This is a genomic window from Phenylobacterium sp. GW821-FHT12F10 (assembly GCF_058806695.1).
Window position 1 is genome coordinate 601465 of the sequence record NZ_JBXAPY010000001.1, and the last position, 16414, is coordinate 617878.

At 69.3% G+C, this 16414-nt stretch carries 17 protein-coding genes and 1 other RNA gene; 9 read left to right on the forward strand and 9 right to left on the reverse strand.

Annotated elements, in window-relative coordinates; all coding sequences use genetic code 11:
- Both AC1RN5_RS02970 and AC1RN5_RS02975 read right to left on the reverse strand, forming a co-directional pair.
- Entirely contained in the window at window positions 1-471 is a 471-nt protein-coding gene (locus AC1RN5_RS02970; RefSeq protein WP_493039773.1) for a PaaI family thioesterase, read from the reverse strand.
- Window positions 472-482: 11 nt separating this feature from the next.
- Complete coding sequence (locus AC1RN5_RS02975) at window positions 483-974, reverse strand: SspB family protein (protein WP_493039774.1); 492 nt, start codon at window positions 972-974, stop codon at window positions 483-485.
- A gap of 166 nt (window positions 975-1140) precedes the next feature.
- On the opposite strand from AC1RN5_RS02975, the gene AC1RN5_RS02980 reads away from it, so the two are divergent.
- Together AC1RN5_RS02980 and AC1RN5_RS02985 are read left to right on the forward strand one after the other, a co-directional pair.
- Window positions 1141-2511: an MBOAT family O-acyltransferase gene (locus AC1RN5_RS02980; protein ID WP_493039775.1), complete on the forward strand. Its 1371-nt coding sequence runs from the start codon at window positions 1141-1143 to the stop codon at window positions 2509-2511.
- A 13-nt stretch (window positions 2512-2524) separates the two neighbouring features.
- On the forward strand, window positions 2525-3628 hold the full coding sequence (locus AC1RN5_RS02985) for an alginate O-acetyltransferase AlgX-related protein (RefSeq protein WP_493039776.1): 1104 nt from the start codon (window positions 2525-2527) through the stop codon (window positions 3626-3628).
- A 14-nt stretch (window positions 3629-3642) separates the two neighbouring features.
- On the opposite strand, the gene ssrA is transcribed toward AC1RN5_RS02985, so the two are convergent.
- Window positions 3643-4005: a transfer-messenger RNA gene (gene ssrA / locus AC1RN5_RS02990) on the reverse strand.
- 153 nt (window positions 4006-4158) lie between these two features.
- On the opposite strand from ssrA, the gene AC1RN5_RS02995 reads away from it, so the two are divergent.
- Entirely contained in the window at window positions 4159-4737 is a 579-nt protein-coding gene (locus AC1RN5_RS02995; protein ID WP_493039777.1) for an inner membrane-spanning protein YciB, read from the forward strand.
- 4 nt (window positions 4738-4741) lie between these two features.
- Here the strand turns inward: AC1RN5_RS02995 and AC1RN5_RS03000 are convergent, their stop codons facing one another.
- Both AC1RN5_RS03000 and ilvN read right to left on the reverse strand, forming a co-directional pair.
- The gene (locus tag AC1RN5_RS03000; RefSeq protein WP_493039778.1) at window positions 4742-5407 is read right to left on the reverse strand and encodes a TetR/AcrR family transcriptional regulator; all 666 of its coding nucleotides are present in this window, start codon (window positions 5405-5407) and stop codon (window positions 4742-4744) included.
- A 544-nt stretch (window positions 5408-5951) separates the two neighbouring features.
- The gene (gene ilvN / locus AC1RN5_RS03005; protein ID WP_493039779.1) at window positions 5952-6500 is read right to left on the reverse strand and encodes an acetolactate synthase small subunit; all 549 of its coding nucleotides are present in this window, start codon (window positions 6498-6500) and stop codon (window positions 5952-5954) included.
- 385 nt (window positions 6501-6885) lie between these two features.
- Between ilvN and AC1RN5_RS03010 the strand changes: the two genes are divergently transcribed.
- Together AC1RN5_RS03010 and AC1RN5_RS03015 are read left to right on the forward strand one after the other, a co-directional pair.
- Complete coding sequence (locus AC1RN5_RS03010; RefSeq protein WP_493039780.1) at window positions 6886-8103, forward strand: RtcB family protein; 1218 nt, start codon at window positions 6886-6888, stop codon at window positions 8101-8103.
- A 131-nt stretch (window positions 8104-8234) separates the two neighbouring features.
- Entirely contained in the window at window positions 8235-8756 is a 522-nt protein-coding gene (locus AC1RN5_RS03015; RefSeq protein ID WP_493039781.1) for a DUF1993 domain-containing protein, read from the forward strand.
- Here the strand turns inward: AC1RN5_RS03015 and AC1RN5_RS03020 are convergent.
- On the reverse strand, window positions 8753-9883 hold the full coding sequence (locus AC1RN5_RS03020) for a glycosyltransferase family 4 protein (protein WP_493039782.1): 1131 nt from the start codon (window positions 9881-9883) through the stop codon (window positions 8753-8755). The genes AC1RN5_RS03015 and AC1RN5_RS03020 overlap by 4 nt on opposite strands.
- Window positions 9880-10668, reverse strand: coding sequence for a hypothetical protein (locus tag AC1RN5_RS03025; RefSeq protein ID WP_493039783.1), 789 nt, complete (start codon window positions 10666-10668; stop codon window positions 9880-9882). Before AC1RN5_RS03025 ends, AC1RN5_RS03020 begins: the two co-directional genes overlap by 4 nt.
- A gap of 188 nt (window positions 10669-10856) precedes the next feature.
- Here AC1RN5_RS03025 and AC1RN5_RS03030 point away from each other — a divergent pair, with 188 nt between their 5' ends.
- The 3 genes from AC1RN5_RS03030 (at window position 10857) to AC1RN5_RS03040 (ending at window position 12571) form a co-directional block, all read left to right on the forward strand.
- Complete coding sequence (locus tag AC1RN5_RS03030) at window positions 10857-11462, forward strand: NUDIX hydrolase (protein ID WP_493039784.1); 606 nt, start codon at window positions 10857-10859, stop codon at window positions 11460-11462.
- A 178-nt stretch (window positions 11463-11640) separates the two neighbouring features.
- Window positions 11641-12138 carry an FAS1-like dehydratase domain-containing protein gene (locus AC1RN5_RS03035; protein ID WP_493039785.1) on the forward strand — a complete coding sequence of 166 codons (498 nt, stop codon included), beginning with the start codon at window positions 11641-11643 and terminating at the stop codon, window positions 12136-12138.
- A gap of 10 nt (window positions 12139-12148) precedes the next feature.
- Window positions 12149-12571, forward strand: coding sequence for a MaoC/PaaZ C-terminal domain-containing protein (locus AC1RN5_RS03040; protein ID WP_493039786.1), 423 nt, complete (start codon window positions 12149-12151; stop codon window positions 12569-12571).
- A gap of 39 nt (window positions 12572-12610) precedes the next feature.
- Here AC1RN5_RS03040 and AC1RN5_RS03045 read toward each other — a convergent pair whose 3' ends face one another.
- Window positions 12611-14401 carry an acetolactate synthase 3 large subunit gene (locus tag AC1RN5_RS03045; RefSeq protein ID WP_421932663.1) on the reverse strand — a complete coding sequence of 597 codons (1791 nt, stop codon included), beginning with the start codon at window positions 14399-14401 and terminating at the stop codon, window positions 12611-12613.
- Window positions 14402-14572: 171 nt separating this feature from the next.
- Window positions 14573-15502, reverse strand: a complete 930-nt coding sequence (miaA, locus tag AC1RN5_RS03050; protein ID WP_493039787.1) for a tRNA (adenosine(37)-N6)-dimethylallyltransferase MiaA — start codon at window positions 15500-15502, stop codon at window positions 14573-14575.
- On the opposite strand from miaA, the gene serB reads away from it, so the two are divergent.
- On the forward strand, window positions 15501-16394 hold the full coding sequence (gene serB / locus AC1RN5_RS03055; RefSeq protein WP_493039788.1) for a phosphoserine phosphatase SerB: 894 nt from the start codon (window positions 15501-15503) through the stop codon (window positions 16392-16394). The genes miaA and serB overlap by 2 nt on opposite strands.
- Window positions 16395-16414 lie beyond the last annotated feature (20 nt).

Consider the following 16414-nt stretch of genomic DNA (forward strand, 5'->3'; position numbering starts at 1 on the left):
CTACTTCTTGTAGTTCTGGAAGGGGGTGGGGACCGCGGTGCCCGTGGCCTTGGCCACCAGCCGCCCGTCGGCGTCGTAGAGCTCGCCCTCGGTGAAGGCGATGGTCCGCCCCCACTTGGCCACCCGGCCGATGGCCTTCAGGGTTCCGGGCAGGGCGGGCCGGTAGAAGGTGGTCTTCATCTCGGCGGTGGGGGCGACGTGGGTCATGCCCGAGGCCACCATGCAGGCCGTCGACATGGCCTCGTCCAGCATGGCGCAGAGATAGCCGCCCTGAATCTGCTTCATCGGGTTGAGCAGCAGTTCGGCCTTGGCCTCGAAGGCGACCTCCACCGACTTCTCGGCCTGGCTGACCGCCACCATGCGGAAGCCCAGGGTCTGGGATCCGGTGGGCTGGTTCTTGGAGCGCAGGAAGCGCGCCAGGATCGCCTCGTCGGTCAGGGCCTCGGGCTCCGGGGCTGCGACGTCGGTCATGGGTCAGGCGCTCACTTCTTGCGGAATTGGTCCAGGGAGACGACGTTGGCGGCCTCGGGATCGACATCGCCCTCGGCGGCGGGCGCGGCCGCCTTGTCGCTGGCGGGCGCGGCGGCCTCGCCGGGCGCGGGCGTGCTCTCGAAGGACAGCAGGAACTGGACGCTGGGATCGTAGAACCGCGTCACCGCCGCGTAGGGCACCGACAGCCGCTTGGGCTGGCCGCCGAACTTCAGGGTGACGGAGAAGAAGGTCTCCCCCGGGGCCAGGTCCCAGTACTGGTGCTGCAGGACGATGGTCATCTCGTCGGGGTACTTGCCCAGCAGGTCGGCGGGGCCGGAGACGCCGGGCGCCTCGCTCTTGAAGGTGATGTAGAAATGGTGCGCGCCCGGCAGGCCGTCGGGAGCCGCGGCGCGCTTCAGGGCGGCCTTGACCACACCCCGAAGCGCTTCCTGAGCCATCGCCTCGTAGTGCATCTGGTCTTGGGCCGGCGGGTCCTGGGCCATGGAGTCTCCGAGGGGCGCTATTCAACTGGCCGAAGGGTAACGCCTCCCGCCGTCCGCGCAAGGCGCAGGCGAGTCAAAACCCACGATGGGGCGTCGGCGCCACGGCCTTGGCGCTCGGGGCGGAACTGCTTATTCGGGTTCCGACCGGGGGACGCCTTCACCGCACATGCTGTTTGCCTCGCCAACCTTCCTGTTCGTCTTCCTGCCCCTGTGCCTGGCGGCCTATTTCGCCGGGCCCTCGGTCAAGGCCAAGAACGCGATCCTGCTGACCGCCTCCCTGGTCTTCTACGGCTGGGGCGAGCCGGTCTACGTCCTGCTCATGGCGGGCATGACCCTGGTGAACTACGCCGCGGCCCTGGCCATCGACGCCCGCGACGGGGCGGCGCGCCAGCGGGCCCTGGCCCTGGCCGTGGCCCTCAATCTCGGCGCTCTGGCGGTGTTCAAGTACGCCGGCTTCATCGCCCTGACCCTGGGCCTTCCGGTCCCGAGGATTCCCCTGCCGCTGGGAATCTCCTTCTTCACCTTCCATTGCCTGTCCTACCTGATCGACACCTACCGGCGGCGGTTCCCCGCCAATCGCGACGTCACCCAGGTGGCGCTCTACATCGCCCTGTTCCCGCAGCTGATCGCCGGACCCATCGTCCGCTACAAGACCATCGCCAAGCGCCTGGCGGTGCGTCGCCACAGCCTGGGCCGCGCCTCGGCGGGGATGCGGATCTTCATCATCGGCCTGGCCCAGAAGCTGCTGATCGCCGATCCCATCGCCCCCCTGGCCGACGCGGTGTTCGATCACGCCAAGGCGCCGGGCCTGATCGAGGCCTGGCTGGGGGCGGGCGCCTACGCCCTGCAGATCTATTTCGACTTCGCCGGCTACTCGACCATGGCCATCGGCCTGGGGGTGATCTTCGGCTTCACCCTGCCCCGCAACTTCGCGATCCCCTACGCCTCGGCCTCCATCACCGAGTTCTGGCGGCGCTGGCACATCAGCCTGTCCACCTGGTTCCGCGACTATCTCTACATCCCGCTGGGGGGAAATCGGGGGCCGGCCTGGAAGACCTGGCGCAACCTGATCGTGGTCTTCCTGCTCTGCGGCCTCTGGCACGGGGCGGCCTGGACCTTCGTGCTCTGGGGCGCCTGGCACGGCGTCTTCCTGGTGCTGGAGCGGGCGGGGCTGGGACGGCTCTTGTCGCGCCTGCCGCGCCCGATCGGCTGGGCCTATGCGCTCGCCGCCGTCACCCTGGGCTGGGTGCTGTTCCGCAGCCCGGACATGGGCCGTGTCCTCGACCTCTGGACCGGCATGGCCGGCCTGCGCGGACCTGGCGGCCTGCAGGCGGCGACCCACGCGGCCCTGCAGCCCCTGCACCTGTGGCTGCTGCCCCTGGCCGGCGCCCTGGCGGTGTTCGGCCTGCCCGGGGGCCTGCGGCGGCTGCGCGGCCTGGCCTGGGCCGACACCGCCGTCATCGTGCTGCTGCTGGCGCTCTGCCTGCTGAAGGTCGCCTGGGGCGCCTACAGCCCCTTCCTCTATTTCCGGTTCTGAGGGGAGGGACGCCATGCCGCTCATGACCCGCTCCCGCCGACCGCTGATCCTGGCGGTCCTGGCCGCGCTGATCGCCCCGGTGATCGCCCTGCCCCTGGTCCCCTACCGGACGGTGTCCCTGCAGGAGAACCGCCGCCTGGCGCCCGCCCCGGCCCTGCCGCGCACGGCCGGGCAATGGCGCACCCTGCCGCGCGCCCTCGACGCCTGGCTGGCCGACCATTTCGGCTTCCGCGATCCGATGATGCGGACCGCCGCCAAGCTGCAGCGCCGCCTGGGCGGGGAGGGGGCCGCGGCGGCCGCCGTCACGGGCCGGCAGGGGCAGATGTTCCTGGTCGACGGCCTGCTGCGCTCCACCGGCCAGGAGATCGATCCGGCCCGGGCCGCCGACTACGCCGCCTTCGTCTGCGAGGCCAAGGCCAGGCTGGCCGGGGCGACCGTGGTGGCCAGTCTCGCCCCCTCGCCGGCCGAGATCGAGCCGGACCTGGCCCCCGACTGGGCGGGACCCGCGAAATCCCCCACCGAGTACGACCTGGTCCTCCAGGGCCTGGCCCGCTGCGGCGTCGCCACCGTCGACCTTCGCCCGGTGCTGCGGGCGGCGCGCGCCGACGGTCAGGTCTACCGGCGGCTCGATAGCCACTGGAGCCTCCGCGGCTCCCTGGTGGGCTACAACCGGATCGTCGAGGCCATGGGCCAGCCCGGTTGGCGGATCGATCCCAAGGCGCTCTCCTGGACGACCGTCCCGCTCGACAATGGCGACCTGCCGCGCCTGGCCGGCCAGGCGCCGGGGCTCGAGCAGGTGGAGATCCACGACCGCACCGGCCTGCCGCCCGGCGCCGGCCGCGCCCTGCTGCCGGGGCTGGAGGCCCGGGCGGCCCAGCCCTTCGTGGTGGACACCGGCAAGCCCGGCCCCACCGTGCTGATCGTCGGCGACAGCTTCACCGCCGATCCCATGCCGCCCTATTTCGCGCCCTTCGTGGGCAAGGTGGCCTGGATCCACGAGGACCGCTGCGCCTTCGACTGGCGGGTGGTGGGGCAGGTGCGGCCCGACTACGTGCTCTTCCTGCCGGCCGCGCGCGAAGCCGTCTGCGCCGGGGCGAGGCCCGCGCACTTCAACTGATCTTGGGGAGGAAAGGTGGAGGGCTTCTGTTGCAAGGCGCCCTCCGGGCCCCGCCTAGCGCTGCTAAGACGCTAGGAGTTTAGGTCGAAATCTATCGGGTCGCTTACGCGGCCAAACGGACTTCTTCAGCGAAGTTATCGTTCGCATTTAGATTAAGGCCCGAAACGGTGGGCCAAGCCGGAAGAAAGCAACACCTTTAGACGTCTGTCGATGCTGATCGGCCCCGCACTTGCCCGCGATAACCGGGGGAAGATTTGGTGGAGCCGCCGGGAATCGCACCCGGGTCCAGTCCGCTTATTATGTGCGCGTTTATCCTCATAGTCGGGCCGAAACCCGACAGGACACATATAGGCGCGATGGGTTCACATTTGAAGAACCGATCGAAAAAAGCCGCCCTTCGCCGCTCACGATGCGCCAACGGCGCGGCGGTTTCGTGGATCGCCGCGGTTTCTGCGCCAGCGGGTTAGGGGCCCGGCGCGGCGGTTGGCTAGGCTTGCGCCCATCGCTGTTCCGCTCTCGAGGTCCCTCCCATGCATCCGCTGCTCTACGCCGCCCGTCCCCTGGTGATGGACTTTCTGGCCACCATCGTCTTCCTGATCCTGGTGGCCCTGAAGGTCGATCCGGCGCTCGCCGCCGGGGTGGCCATCGCCATCGGGGTGGGGCAGGTGGCGGCGCTCAAGCTCACCGGCCGGCCGGTGGCGCCCCTGCAGTGGCTGGGCCTGGGCCTGGTCCTGGTGTTCGGCACGGCCAGCCTGCTGACCCACGACATCCGCTTCCTGATGGTCAAGCCGACGGTGATCTACCTGCTGATCGGCGGCGCCATGCTCCAGCGCGGCTGGATGCTCCGCTATATGCCCCCCATCGCCACGGGCCACGCCGAGGATGTGATGGTGGCGTTCGGCTATGTCTGGGCGGGGCTGATGTTCCTCAGCGCCGTGGCCAACGCGGTGGTGGCCATCGCCTTCACCGACCACTGGGTGGCCTTCATGGCGATCTTCCCGATGGCCTCGAAGATCGCGCTGTTCGCGGTCCAGTACCTGACCACCCGCGCCGTCGTCCGCCGCCGCATCCTGCTGACCCGCGCCGCGCCGGAGGCGGCGGTCGCCTGATCCTTCAGGCGGTGGCGCGGCCGGCGGCGGCCTTGGCCAGGAGGTCCCCGATCAGGGTCTCCTTGTAGCGCTTGAGCAGGGCGAAGGAGCGTTCCACCTGATCCCGGTCGCCGGTGACCAGCAACTCCATGGCCAGGCCGCGCATGGCGGCCATGTGCAGGCCGACCATGGCCTCGATGGCCTCGCGGTCCTCGACGCCGATCTCCTGGGCCAGGGTCCACATGCGCTCGCGGCGGTTCTGCTCGATGCTGTTGAACATGTCGGGCAGCTTGGCGGCCAGCACCTGGTCGGAGCGGGCGGCCATCATGATCTCCAGCTTGGCCATGGCCGGCGCCTGGGTCAGCATCCGCCAGGTCAGGTCGGTCCGCGACATGAAGTAGGCCAGCTTGTCGTCGTCGTCGTTCAGGGCCGGCGGCTGGCTGGAGCGCTCATCGGCGCCCGAGGCGTAGGCCACCACGGCCAGCATCAGATCCACCTTGGACGGGAACTGGTGCAGCATGCCGCCGCGGCTCACCCCGGCGGCCTCGGCGATCGTCGAGAGGGTGGTGGCCGAATAGCCCAGGCGGTTGAGGCAATCGACGGCGGCGTCGATCAGCCGGGCGCGCATGCTGGCGGTGCGCTCGGCCTGGCTGCGCCGGACCTCCGTCGCGGTGACCGCCTTGTCCGTCATGATCGGTGAGTTCCTAACCTGTCGCCAGTCTGGCGGCGTTCCGCAGCGACAGGCAAGCGCGCGGAAAAGGACGCCGGCGCGGGATGCGCGCCGGCGTCAGTGCCCAGACGATCTCTCTGACCGTTTGGGAGGACCTCTGTGATGGGTGAAACTTCGCGCCCGATATCGGAGCGCGACGCCTGCGCGAACCCGCGCAGACGCCGGCGCCGAAGGTGAGCCATGACGCCCGCGACATCCTTGCGGAGCCGCCGGCGTCGAGCCGTCTGAATGTCAAATTCATCCACGTCAAAACTAACCAGCGCAGCTCGACCCATAATTGGCCCGAGATGCAAATATTTCAAAATCTATCAATAAAAACAAAGATATACTGGCGATGAATGGATCGCCTGCCGTTTCCAAATCCCCGTCTGGGCCAGACCTTCTCCAGGCCCCGAGGGGCTTGGCCGGTCGGCCGCGTTTCGTGCAGGGAAATGACCACCCCGAGCAGGCGGCGTCAACAAACAAACCGACCAAACGGTCTGTTTTTCACGAACCTGTGTCAGGCCTAGAAGCGTTCCGCCCCGCGGGTGATGGACAACACCCCCGTGCGCGACAGCTCCACCAGGCCCAGGGGCCGCATCAGGTCGACGAACTTGTCGATCTTCGAAGAGGCGCCGGTCAGCTCGAAGATGAAGCTGTCGATGGTGGTGTCCAGCACCTTGGCGCGGAAGATGTCGGCGATGCGCAGGGCCTCGACCCGGTCGCCGCCGGAGCCCTTCACCTTCACCAGGGCCAGCTCGCGCTCCAGGCCGTTGGGGTCGCGGGTGATGTCCTGCACGTGGCGGGTGGCCACCATCTTCTCGAGCTGGGCCTCGATCTGGGCCAGGACGTGGGGCGTGCCGCGGGTGACGATGGTGACGCGGCTGGTGTGCGCCCGGCGGTCGGTCTCGGCCACCGTCAGGCTCTCGATATTGTAGCCCCGGGCCGCGAACAGCCCCACCAGCCGGTGCAGAACGCCGGGCTCGTTGTCCACCAGGATGGCGAAGGTCGCCAGGCTCTCGGCCTCTTCCGAGGGCGTCAGGTCATAGACGGAGGCGGGCTGGGTGTCGGACATGCGGGGTCTCGCGGAAAGCTTCGGCAACGACCTCTCACATGCGCGCGGACGGGGCAACCTCGCCTGCGTCCTTCGCGCCACAGGGAGAGGCCGGTGGGCAATTCTCGGTTGCTCGGCTGAAATGCCGGTGTTATCCGCCGCGCCCCGAAAGGAACGCCGCCATGACCTGTATGGTCCTAACCTATTCGTCCGCCAGTTCGCAGCCCGGCCAAAAGGCCGAGCGCGATCTTGCGCGCGTCTGGGAGGGAGCTTCGGTCTAGGTCGATCTGATCTGGAACGTACGAAGGAACCCCTCCCGGCCCGGCCGGGAGGGGTTCCTTGTTTCAGAGGCGCGCTTTCCGAAACCGGACCCGGGAGGGGATGGGAAATAGGAAAGGGGAACCCCATGAGCGGGTTCGAAGTGATCGAGAGCAAGAACGGCCTGATCAAGGCCTGGACCCGGGGGGTTCCGATCGAGAAGTCCGCCCTCAAGCAGCTGCGCAATGTCGCCGGCCTGCCCTTCATCCACAGCCATGTCGCGGTCATGCCCGACGTGCACTGGGGCATGGGGGCCACGGTCGGCTCGGTGATCGCCACCTCCGGCGCCATCATCCCGGCGGCGGTCGGGGTCGACATCGGCTGCGGCATGATGGCTGTGCGAACCTCCATCCGCGCCGAGCACCTGCCCGACAATCTGGCGGGAATCCGCTCAGCCATCGAGGCCGCCGTGCCGCACGGGCGGACCGACAACGGCGGGCGCAACGACAAGGGCGCGCACGCCGACGAGCCGCCGGCCATCGCAATCGCCAAGTGGGCGGAACTGGAGGCTGGCTACCAGGCGGTCGTGGACCACCACGCCAAGGCGGCGCACCCGCGCGGCCTGGGTCACCTCGGCACGCTGGGAACCGGCAACCACTTCATCGAGCTCTGCCTCGACGAGGCGGGCGACGTCTGGGTCATGCTGCACTCCGGCTCTCGGGGTGTCGGCAACCGGTTCGGAGCCTACTTCATCGAGCGGGCCAAGGCCGACATGCGGCGTTGGTTCATCAACCTGCCGGACGCCGACCTGGCCTACTTCCCGGAAGGGTCGGAAGGCTTCGTCGACTACATCCGGGCGGTCAGCTGGGCGCAGAAGTACGCCAAGGCCAACCGCGAGGTGATGATCGCGCGCGTGCTGGAGGTGCTCCGGGAAACCTTCCCGGATCTGGCGACGACGGAGGAGGCGGTGAACTGCCACCACAACTACGTCACCAGCGAGCGGCACTTCGGCAAGCAGGTCTTCGTGACCCGCAAGGGCGCGGTGAAGGCGGGTGAAGGCGACCTCGGCATCATCCCCGGCTCCATGGGCGCCCGGTCGTTCATCGTGCGGGGGAAGGGGAACCGGGACTCGTTCTGCACCTGCTCGCACGGCGCCGGCCGGGCCATGAGCCGGACCGAAGCCAAGCGCCGGTTCACGGTGGACGACCACATCGCGGCGACCCACGGTGTCGAGTGCCGGAAGGACTCCGAGGTGATCGACGAAACGCCGATGGCCTACAAGGACATCGACGCGGTCATGGCGGCGCAAGCCGACCTGGTGGAGATCGTCCACACGCTCCGGCAGGTGGTGTGCGTGAAGGGATGAGACGGGCGGGCGAGGCTATCGGCTTCGCCCGCCTTACCACCCGGGGCCTGAACAGGCCGAAAATCGCTGGCCTTCCCCTGGGGCGATGTCGGACAACCCAGCTTAACAACAAGCACGGGAGGCCTCGGGCCATGGCGATTTCACTCTACGACGTCAGTGTCACCTCGTTCCTGCAGTCGCTGAACGGCGTCGCGGGCTTCCTGGATCGCGGGCTGTCCCACTTCACCGACAACAATGTCGATCCCAACAGCATCGTCGACATCCGCCTGTTCCCGGACATGCTGCCCTTCTGGTTCCAGATCTCCTCGGTGGTCCATCACTCGATCGACGCCATCGAGGGCGTGCGGGCCGGGACCTTCTCGCCGGGCGGGGCCGCGCCGCCGTTGAGCTACGCCGACCTGCAGAAGCTGGTGGCCGACGCCCAGGCCGCCCTGAAGGCCCTGGATCCCGCCGAGATCAACGGCTTCGAGGGCAAGGACATGGCCTTCGTCATGGGCTCCATGCGGATGCCCTTCACCGCCGAGGGCTTCCTGATGTCCTTCTCCCTGCCCAACCTGCATTTCCACGCCACCACCGCCTACGACATCCTGCGCATGCAGGGCGTGCCGCTCGGCAAGCGCGACTATCTGGGCGGCCTGCGTCTGAAGGCCTAGTCGGGGTCGCCGCCGCTCTGCAGGCCGGACCGGGCGAAGGCCAGCTGGTGGTCCAGGGTCTTGATCCGGGCCAGCAGGGCCTCGCGCTCCGCCATCCAGGGCCAGCGCCCGTCGGCCCGGGTGCGGGGCAGGGTGTCCTTCAGGAAGGCCAGCATGGCGGCGCGGCGGGCCCCCGCGTCGGGCGCCGCGCCCGCCGCCGCGATGGCCTCGCGATAGAGCGCTTCCAGCCGGTCGAGGGAGTCCTCCAGGCTGGCGGTCTCGCGGAGCTGCAGGCTGACGGCCCGGGCCTCGCTCGCCTCATAGCGGCCGATCTCGGCGGTGATGCTCTCGACCGTGACCCGCCCGGTCAGGCTGCGCAGGCCGAAGTTCAGGTCGCGCAGGCGCGGCAGGTTCTCCGGCGTCACCAGGCCGGCCAGCCCGCGCGCGTCGCAGACCACCACGGCGCAGCCGGCGCACAGAGCCTCCAGAGCCATGCGCGCGGTGGCGAAGACGATGTCGTAGCCGACCAGCTCCTCCTCCGGCGCGGCCACCACCCGGTCGGCCCCCAGGCCGAGGATGTCGAGCTTGATCCCGGCCTTGGCGCAGGCGGCGCGCAGGATCGGGATCTGGGCCTTGTTCTTGGTGAAGGCCAGGGCCAGGGTCGGGCGCTTGGGCAGCGGCCTCGGCCGCGGCGGGATGCGGGTCAGGTCCACGGCGTTGAGCAGGATCTCGACCCGGGCCGGATCGATGGCTTCCATCTGCACAAGCCTGTCGCGAACGGCCTCGTCCACCGCCAGGTAGCGATGGATCTGCGGGAAGCGCGGCGGGCGCTCCTGCCAGAAGGGCCAGGCGTGGGTCATCGAAACCAGGGGCGCGTCCGGGAAGTGGAGGATGGCCTCGGCGGTCTGGACATAGTGGTGGCCGTGGATCACGTCGGGGGCCTCGGCCATCTGCGCCAGGTCGGAGATCACCGCGACGCCGCGGGCGTGCAGCTCCTGCGCCAGGGGCCCGAGATGCGGCGAATAGACGATCGGCCGATGGCCCCGGCGCTGGAACCCGATGGCCAGGTCACGCACCACGCTCTCGGTGCCGCCCCGGCCGTCCAGCCAGACATTGGTGATCAGGATCTTCAACGGCGCGGCGCTCATGACGTCACCGCGGCGAGCGCCATGACGACGGGCTCCACATGGCGCCAGCGCAGCACCGTGCCGTAGAGACCCGACGCCACCCGCGCCTCGCCGTACTGTTCGTACAGTGGGGTCTGTCCGGGGCTCGGGACAAGCTCGCCCAAGGGCCGCAGGTCATGCAGGGTCTCGTGCGCCAGCAAGGCCTCGCCGCCGTGGGCCCGCACCTCGGCGACATCGCCGCCGATCTCGGGGAAGGCCGCCGCCAGGGCGAGCTTGCGCGCCACCTCGGACTGGGAGAGGTCAAGCCGCAGCCGTTCCGCACCGGGCTGCGGAGTGACCATCGAAGGCGGCACCACCGGATAGTCCAGCACCTCGATGGGCCGGCCCGAGCGCGCCGCGGCTCTGCGGACCGCCACCTCGACGGTGAGCCGCCACAGGTCGTGGACCACGTTGTAGAGCTGCCAGGAGTCGGTCACCACCCGGCCCACGCCGCGCGCCGCGAAGCTCTCGGCCAGTTCGTCGGCCAGGGACAGGAACGGCGCGGGGTCGCCGGCCAGGATCCAGCCATAGACCTCACGGTCGAGGTGGCGGCCGAACACCTCGGCCGGCGTGGCGCCGAGCTCGTGGGCCAGGTCGCGGCTGGCCTGGACCCGGCTGCGCGACGTCCCGCTACGGGAGCCGGAGGTGAGGATGAAGACGGCGGGGCCGGTCTGCTCAATCCATTTCATCAACCGCAGCTCATGACCCGGATGGGAGATGGCCAGGGCGGTCGGGCGCGCGAAGGTGTCGCCCGTCGGGGTACTCAAGACGCAGATCTCACTGATGGGCGCGCCACGGGGGAGTCTGGCCGCACACCTCCTCCTAGTGCTTAAGCCTCTAAATAACAAAGGTTTTTGGGATTTCAATCTGACGGTCAAGCTAGTCCGGAAACGGCGGTCGCATCGCGACGCCACACCCGCCTTGCCCTGGCGGTCCAGGTCGTCATGCTAGGCCCATGCACGCAGACCGGGCCCGCATCGCCGCCAACCTCGCGGCCTTCCCGCGCATCGCCCTGGAGACAGGCGCGCGCCGGCGGGCCGCCGTGGCCATCGTGCTGTCGTCCCAGGACGGCGAGCTCACCTACCTGCTGACCCGCCGGGCGCTGACCATGCGCCGCGGGGCCGGCAACTACGCCCTGCCGGGCGGCAACCTGGAGCCTGGCGAGGACGCGGTCACCGCCGCCATCCGCGAGACCTCCGAGGAGCTGGGGGTCGCCATCACGCCCTCCGAGGCGCTGGGGATGCTGGACGACTTCGAGACCCTGGGCGGTCACGTGGTGACGCCGGTGGTGTTCTGGAGCGACGAGACCCTGAGCCTCAATCCCGATCCCACCGAGGTGGACCGCGCCTGGTTCGAGCCCGTCGAGCGCCTGAACCATCCCGACGCGCCGATGAGCGAGGCCCATCCCGACGGCGGCGAGCCGATCCTGCGGATGTTCGCCGACGACAACTGGATCAACCCGCCCACCGCCGCCTGGCTCTATCAATTCCGCGAGGTCGGCCTGCACGGCCGGCTCATCCGCGTGAGCCGGATCGGCCAGCCGGAGTGGACGGCGCGCTAGCTGGCCCTAGACCCTGACCGTTTCAGATGGACGCATCTGAAACGGCAAGAAGGGTCTAGATTCAAAGTATTAGAGCACGTCGGGCGGCGGAACCGGTATCCACTTCCGCCTGACGTGCTCTAGAGTAGCCGGTATAGGATTTTCAGAGCGGCGAGAGACCGCACAGGAGAGGGAGCCAATGGCCGCCAAGACATTTCCCGTGGAAGCGGGGCACATCCTCATGTTCGCCCGATCGGTCGGCGACGATAACCGCGTCTATTCCGACGCCGACTACGCCAAGACCACCGAGGCCGGCGGCATTATCGCGCCCCCGACCTTCGCCCAGGCCAGCGCCCAGTTCGATCCCGACTACGGCCTGCGGCCCAAGATCGGCCAGCCCTGGTTCGGCTCCGGCAAGAACCCCACCGGCATCACCCGCGCGCCGGGCGGCGGCGGGGGAGGGGGCGGCGGCGGCCTGCATGCCGAACAGCACTTCGAATACCACCGTCCCTTGAGGGCCGGCGACGTGCTCACCGCCACGACGACCCCGGGCAAGACCTGGGAGAAGGAAGGCAAGCGTTCGGGCAAGCTGGTCTTCTCCGAGAGCGTCACCGAATACCGCGATCAGAAGGGCGAACTGGTGATCACCGCGCGCGGCGTCGGTGTCCGCACCGAACGTCCCGTCGAGCAGAAGTAGGGAGGCTGTCATGGCGCTCAGCGCGAAATCACTGAAGGTGGGCGACGCCCACACCGCCCGCCTGGTGGAAGACCTCAAGCGGACCCAGATCGTCCAGTACGCCGGCGCGTCCGGCGACTACAACCCGCTGCACACCGACGAGATCTTCACCACCCAGGTGGCCGGCTACCCGTCGGTCTTCGCCCACGGCATGCTGACCATGGGCATGACCGGCAAGATGCTCACCGACTATGTCGGCGACGCCCGCCTCACCAAGTACGGGGTGCGCTTCACCAGCCAGGTCTGGCCGGGCGACACCCTGGACGCCACGGCGACCCTGAAGGCGATCACCGAGAAGGACGGCGTCAAGCTTGCCGAGTTCGACGTCAAGACGGTCAACCAGGCCGGCGTCGAGGTGCTCAGCGGCTACGCCGAGGCCCGGGTCGACGACTAACGAAAGGGGCGGAGGCCGGCTGCCGGTCTCCGCCGCCTGTTACACCAGCCCCTTGCCCTCGTCGTCGATGACCGTGCCCAGGTCGCTGCCGTCGTCGGCCAGGATCATCTCGTTGTGGGCCTTGCCCGAGGGGATCATGGGGAAGCAGTTCTCTTCCTTGGTGACCCGGCAGTCGAACAGCACCGGCTTGTTCACCGAGATCATCTCCAGGATCTTGTCGTCCAGCTCGGCCGGCGTCTCGGCGCGGATGCCGACCCCGCCGAAGGCCTCGGCCATCTTCACGAAGTCGGGCAGGCTGGCCGAATAGGAGTGGCTGTAGCGCTCCCCGTGCAGCAGCTGCTGCCACTGGCGCACCATCCCCATCCACTCGTTGTTGAGGATGAAGATCTTGATCGGCAGCTCGTACTGAATGGCCGTGGCGATCTCCTGCATGGTCATCTGCACGCTGGCGTCGCCGGCGATGTCGATGACCAGCGAGTCCGGGTGGGCCATCTGCACGCCGACCGCGGCCGGCAGGCCGTAGCCCATGGTGCCGAGGCCGCCCGAGGTCATCCAGCGGTTGGGCTGCTCGAAGCGGTAGTACTGGGCCGCCCACATCTGGTGCTGGCCGACCTCGGTGGTGATGTAGGTGTCCCGGTCCTTGGTCAGCTCGTACAGCCGCTCCACGGCGTACTGCGGCTTGATCAGGGTGGCGTCCGGGGCGTAGCGGAAGCCCTGCCGGGCGCGCCAGGCGTCGATCTGGGTCCACCAGGCCTTCAGGGCCGCCTTGTCGGTGGACATCTTCCGCGCGGTCCAGACCGCGATCAGGTCCTCCAGCACCGAGCCGGCGTCGCCGACGATGCCGATGTCGGCCTTGACGTTCTTGGAGATCGAGGAGGCGTCGATGTCGATGTGGATCTTCTTCGACCCCGGCGAGAAGGCGTCCAGCCGGCCGGTGACCCGGTCGTCGAAGCGGGCGCCGACGCAGATCATCACGTCGCAGTCGTGCATGGCGTGGTTGGCCTCATAAGCCCCGTGCATGCCCAGCATCCCCAGCCACTGCGGGTCCGAGGCGGGGAAGGCGCCCAGGCCCATCAGGGTGGAGGTCACCGGCGCCCCGGTCAGCTTGGCGAAGTCGCGCAGCAGCTGGGCGGCCTTGGGGCCGGCGTTGATGACGCCGCCGCCGGTATAGAGGATCGGCTTGCGCGCCCCGGCGATCAGGGCCGCGGCCTCGGCGATCTTGCCGGCGTCGCCCTTGGTGCGGGGATTGTACTCGTGGTTGTGCTTGACCGCCTTGGGGCCCTGATAGGCGCCCTTGGAGAACTGCACGTCCTTGGGAATGTCGATGACCACCGGGCCCGGACGGCCGGAGGTGGCGATGTGGAAGGCCTCGTGCAGGATGCGCGGCAGCTCCTCCACCGACTTCACCAGATAGTTCTGCTTGGTGATCGACCGGGTGATGCCGACCGTGTCGCACTCTTGGAAGGCGTCGGTGCCGATCAGGTGGGTGGCGACCTGGCCGGTGATGACCACCATCGGAATGGAGTCCATCAGGGCGTCGACGATGCCGGTGACCGCATTGGTGGCGCCGGGGCCGGAGGTCACCAGGACCACGCCGCACTTGCCGGTGGAGCGGGCATAGCCCTCGGCGGCGTGGGTCGCCCCCTGCTCGTGGCGGACCAGGACGTGCTGCAGGCGCGGCTCGTCGAACAGGGCGTCATAGATCGGCAGCACCGCGCCGCCCGGATAGCCGAAGAGCACCTCGACCCCCTGGTCGATCAGGGCGCGGACGACGATCTCGGCGCCGGTCAGGGTTTCGATGTCGGCTTCGATGGTCTGGTGGGCGGTCATTTGGGTAGCGCCTAGTGTGGGGCAATAAAAAAGGCCCTCGAGGGGGCCTGGGCAAGCGACCTTGGTCAGGCTGACGTGATCGTCAGCCCGCGACAGGTCGCCGTACAAGTACAAGAATCTCGCGCACGAGCATTCTCCGAAACGAAGGTCCTTGCTGATGCCATGCCCCCGTCAGGCCGTCAAGCCGGGGTTGAGCGCAAGAAACTGCCTCCATTGTGCGTCCGGGTCGGTGGCGGTGATCCGCGGCCAGTCCGCCATCTGGCCCCGCAGCCAGGTGGATTGGCGCTTGGCGTAGCGGCGGGTCTCCTGCTGGGCGGCCGCCAGGGCCCGGGCCGGAGTCAGTTCGCCGCGCAGCTGGGCGGCCAGCTCGCGCACCCCGACGGCCTTCAGGATCGGCAGGGCGGGGTCGAGATCGCGCGCCATCAGCTGGCCCACCTCCTCCAGGGCGCCGGCCGCCAGCATGGCCTCCAGCCGCAGGTCGCAACGGTCGTAGAGCCAGCGCCGGTCGGGCTCCAGGGCCACGGCCGCGTAGGATCCCTTGGCCAGCGTCGGATCGGTCCTGTCCTGCCAGTCGGAGAGCGCGGTTCCGCTGGCGGCGAACACCTCCCAGGCGCGGACCAGGCGCTGGCGGTCGCCGGGACTGATCCGGGCGGCGGCGGCCGGATCGGCCTGGGCCAGCCGCGCGCGGAACCCGGCCTCGCCCAGGGCGTCATAGTCGGCGGCGGCCTGGTCGCGGACCTCCGGCGGGATGGCCGGGATCTCCGCCAGGCCATGGGTCAGGGCGCGGAAATAGAGGCCGGTGCCGCCCACCACCACCACCGGCCGTCCGCGCCCGACGATCTCGTTGATCTCCTGCGTCGCCGCCCGCAGCCAGCGGCCCACCGACCAGCCGTCGGCGGCGTCCACCGTGCCCACCAGATGATGCGGGACCCACGCCTCCTCCTCGCGGGAGGGGCGGGCGGTCACCACCCGCAGGTCGCGATAGATCTGCAGGGCGTCGGCGCCGACGATCTCGGCCCCGGTCTTCTGCGCCAAACGCAGGGCGAGCGCCGACTTGCCGCTTGCCGTGGGCCCGGCGATCAGCCAGATGCGGGGCTCCATGCAGCTCGCCCTTACCCTCGTCAGTCCCACGCCCGAAACGGCCCAGGCCGGTGTCGACCTCGTCAGCGCAGCGCTCGCAGGCGTACGCGCCCGCGTCAAGGAGCCCCGGCTCCTCGGTCCCGGCGCCTATGACCTGGCGCTGGAGGCCGAGGCCATCGCCCCGGTGCGGATCGCCGTCGCCAACGCCCTGGAGGGCCTGCCCGTCGACGCGGCCGTCCAGCACTGGAACGGCCGCCGCAAGCGCCTGCTGATCGCCGACATGGACTCCACCATCATCGGCTGCGAGTGCATCGACGAGCTGGCCGACTTCGCCGGGGTCAAGGACAGGGTCTCGGAGATCACCGAGCGCGCCATGCGCGGCGAGCTCGACTTCGAATCGGCCCTGCGCGAGCGCGTCGCCATGCTGAAGGGCCTGTCGGTGGACGTCCTGCAGCGCTGCTACGACGAACGGGTCGAGCTGAACCTCGGCGCGCGGACCCTGGTGCGCACCATGGCCGCCCATGGCGCGCGGGCCTTCCTGGTCTCTGGCGGCTTCTCGTTCTTCACCAGCCGGGTGGCGCAGGCCGCGGGCTTCCACGCCAACCGCGCCAACACCCTGGTCGAGGCCGACGGCGTCCTGACCGGCGAGGTGGGCCGCCCCATCCTCGGCCGCGAGGCCAAGCTGGCCGCCCTGCGCGAGGAGACCGCCGCCCTGGGGGTCACCCCCGCCGAGGCGCTCGCCGTCGGCGACGGCGCCAACGACCTGGCCATGATCAACGAGGCGGGCCTGGGCGTCGCCTACCGCGCCAAGCCCATCGTCGCCGCCGAGGCCGACGCCAAGGTCGACCACTTCGACCTCACCGCCCTGCTGCACTTCCAGGGCTACGCCATCCAGGACTTCGTTACAGACTGACGCGAGGCTTGATTTCGCGC

What these genes read in the sequence shown, in the direction of transcription:
- AC1RN5_RS03020 (WP_493039782.1), bottom strand. Translation starts at nt 9,883, where the DNA reads ATGAGCGCCGCGCCGTTGAAGATCCTGATCACCAATGTCTGGCTGGAC.
- miaA (WP_493039787.1), bottom strand. Translation starts at nt 15,502, where the DNA reads ATGGAGCCCCGCATCTGGCTGATCGCCGGGCCCACGGCAAGCGGCAAG.
- serB (WP_493039788.1), top strand. Translation starts at nt 15,501, where the DNA reads ATGCAGCTCGCCCTTACCCTCGTCAGTCCCACGCCCGAAACGGCCCAG.
- AC1RN5_RS03010 (WP_493039780.1), top strand. Translation starts at nt 6,886, where the DNA reads ATGAGCGGGTTCGAAGTGATCGAGAGCAAGAACGGCCTGATCAAGGCC.
- ilvN (WP_493039779.1), bottom strand. Translation starts at nt 6,500, where the DNA reads ATGTCCGACACCCAGCCCGCCTCCGTCTATGACCTGACGCCCTCGGAA.
- AC1RN5_RS03035 (WP_493039785.1), top strand. Translation starts at nt 11,641, where the DNA reads ATGGCCGCCAAGACATTTCCCGTGGAAGCGGGGCACATCCTCATGTTC.
- AC1RN5_RS03040 (WP_493039786.1), top strand. Translation starts at nt 12,149, where the DNA reads ATGGCGCTCAGCGCGAAATCACTGAAGGTGGGCGACGCCCACACCGCC.
- AC1RN5_RS02980 (WP_493039775.1), top strand. Translation starts at nt 1,141, where the DNA reads ATGCTGTTTGCCTCGCCAACCTTCCTGTTCGTCTTCCTGCCCCTGTGC.
- AC1RN5_RS03045 (WP_421932663.1), bottom strand. Translation starts at nt 14,401, where the DNA reads ATGACCGCCCACCAGACCATCGAAGCCGACATCGAAACCCTGACCGGC.
- AC1RN5_RS03015 (WP_493039781.1), top strand. Translation starts at nt 8,235, where the DNA reads ATGGCGATTTCACTCTACGACGTCAGTGTCACCTCGTTCCTGCAGTCG.
- AC1RN5_RS03030 (WP_493039784.1), top strand. Translation starts at nt 10,857, where the DNA reads ATGCACGCAGACCGGGCCCGCATCGCCGCCAACCTCGCGGCCTTCCCG.
- AC1RN5_RS02995 (WP_493039777.1), top strand. Translation starts at nt 4,159, where the DNA reads ATGCATCCGCTGCTCTACGCCGCCCGTCCCCTGGTGATGGACTTTCTG.
- AC1RN5_RS02975 (WP_493039774.1), bottom strand. Translation starts at nt 974, where the DNA reads ATGGCCCAGGACCCGCCGGCCCAAGACCAGATGCACTACGAGGCGATG.
- AC1RN5_RS02970 (WP_493039773.1), bottom strand. Translation starts at nt 471, where the DNA reads ATGACCGACGTCGCAGCCCCGGAGCCCGAGGCCCTGACCGACGAGGCG.
- AC1RN5_RS03000 (WP_493039778.1), bottom strand. Translation starts at nt 5,407, where the DNA reads ATGACGGACAAGGCGGTCACCGCGACGGAGGTCCGGCGCAGCCAGGCC.
- AC1RN5_RS02985 (WP_493039776.1), top strand. Translation starts at nt 2,525, where the DNA reads ATGCCGCTCATGACCCGCTCCCGCCGACCGCTGATCCTGGCGGTCCTG.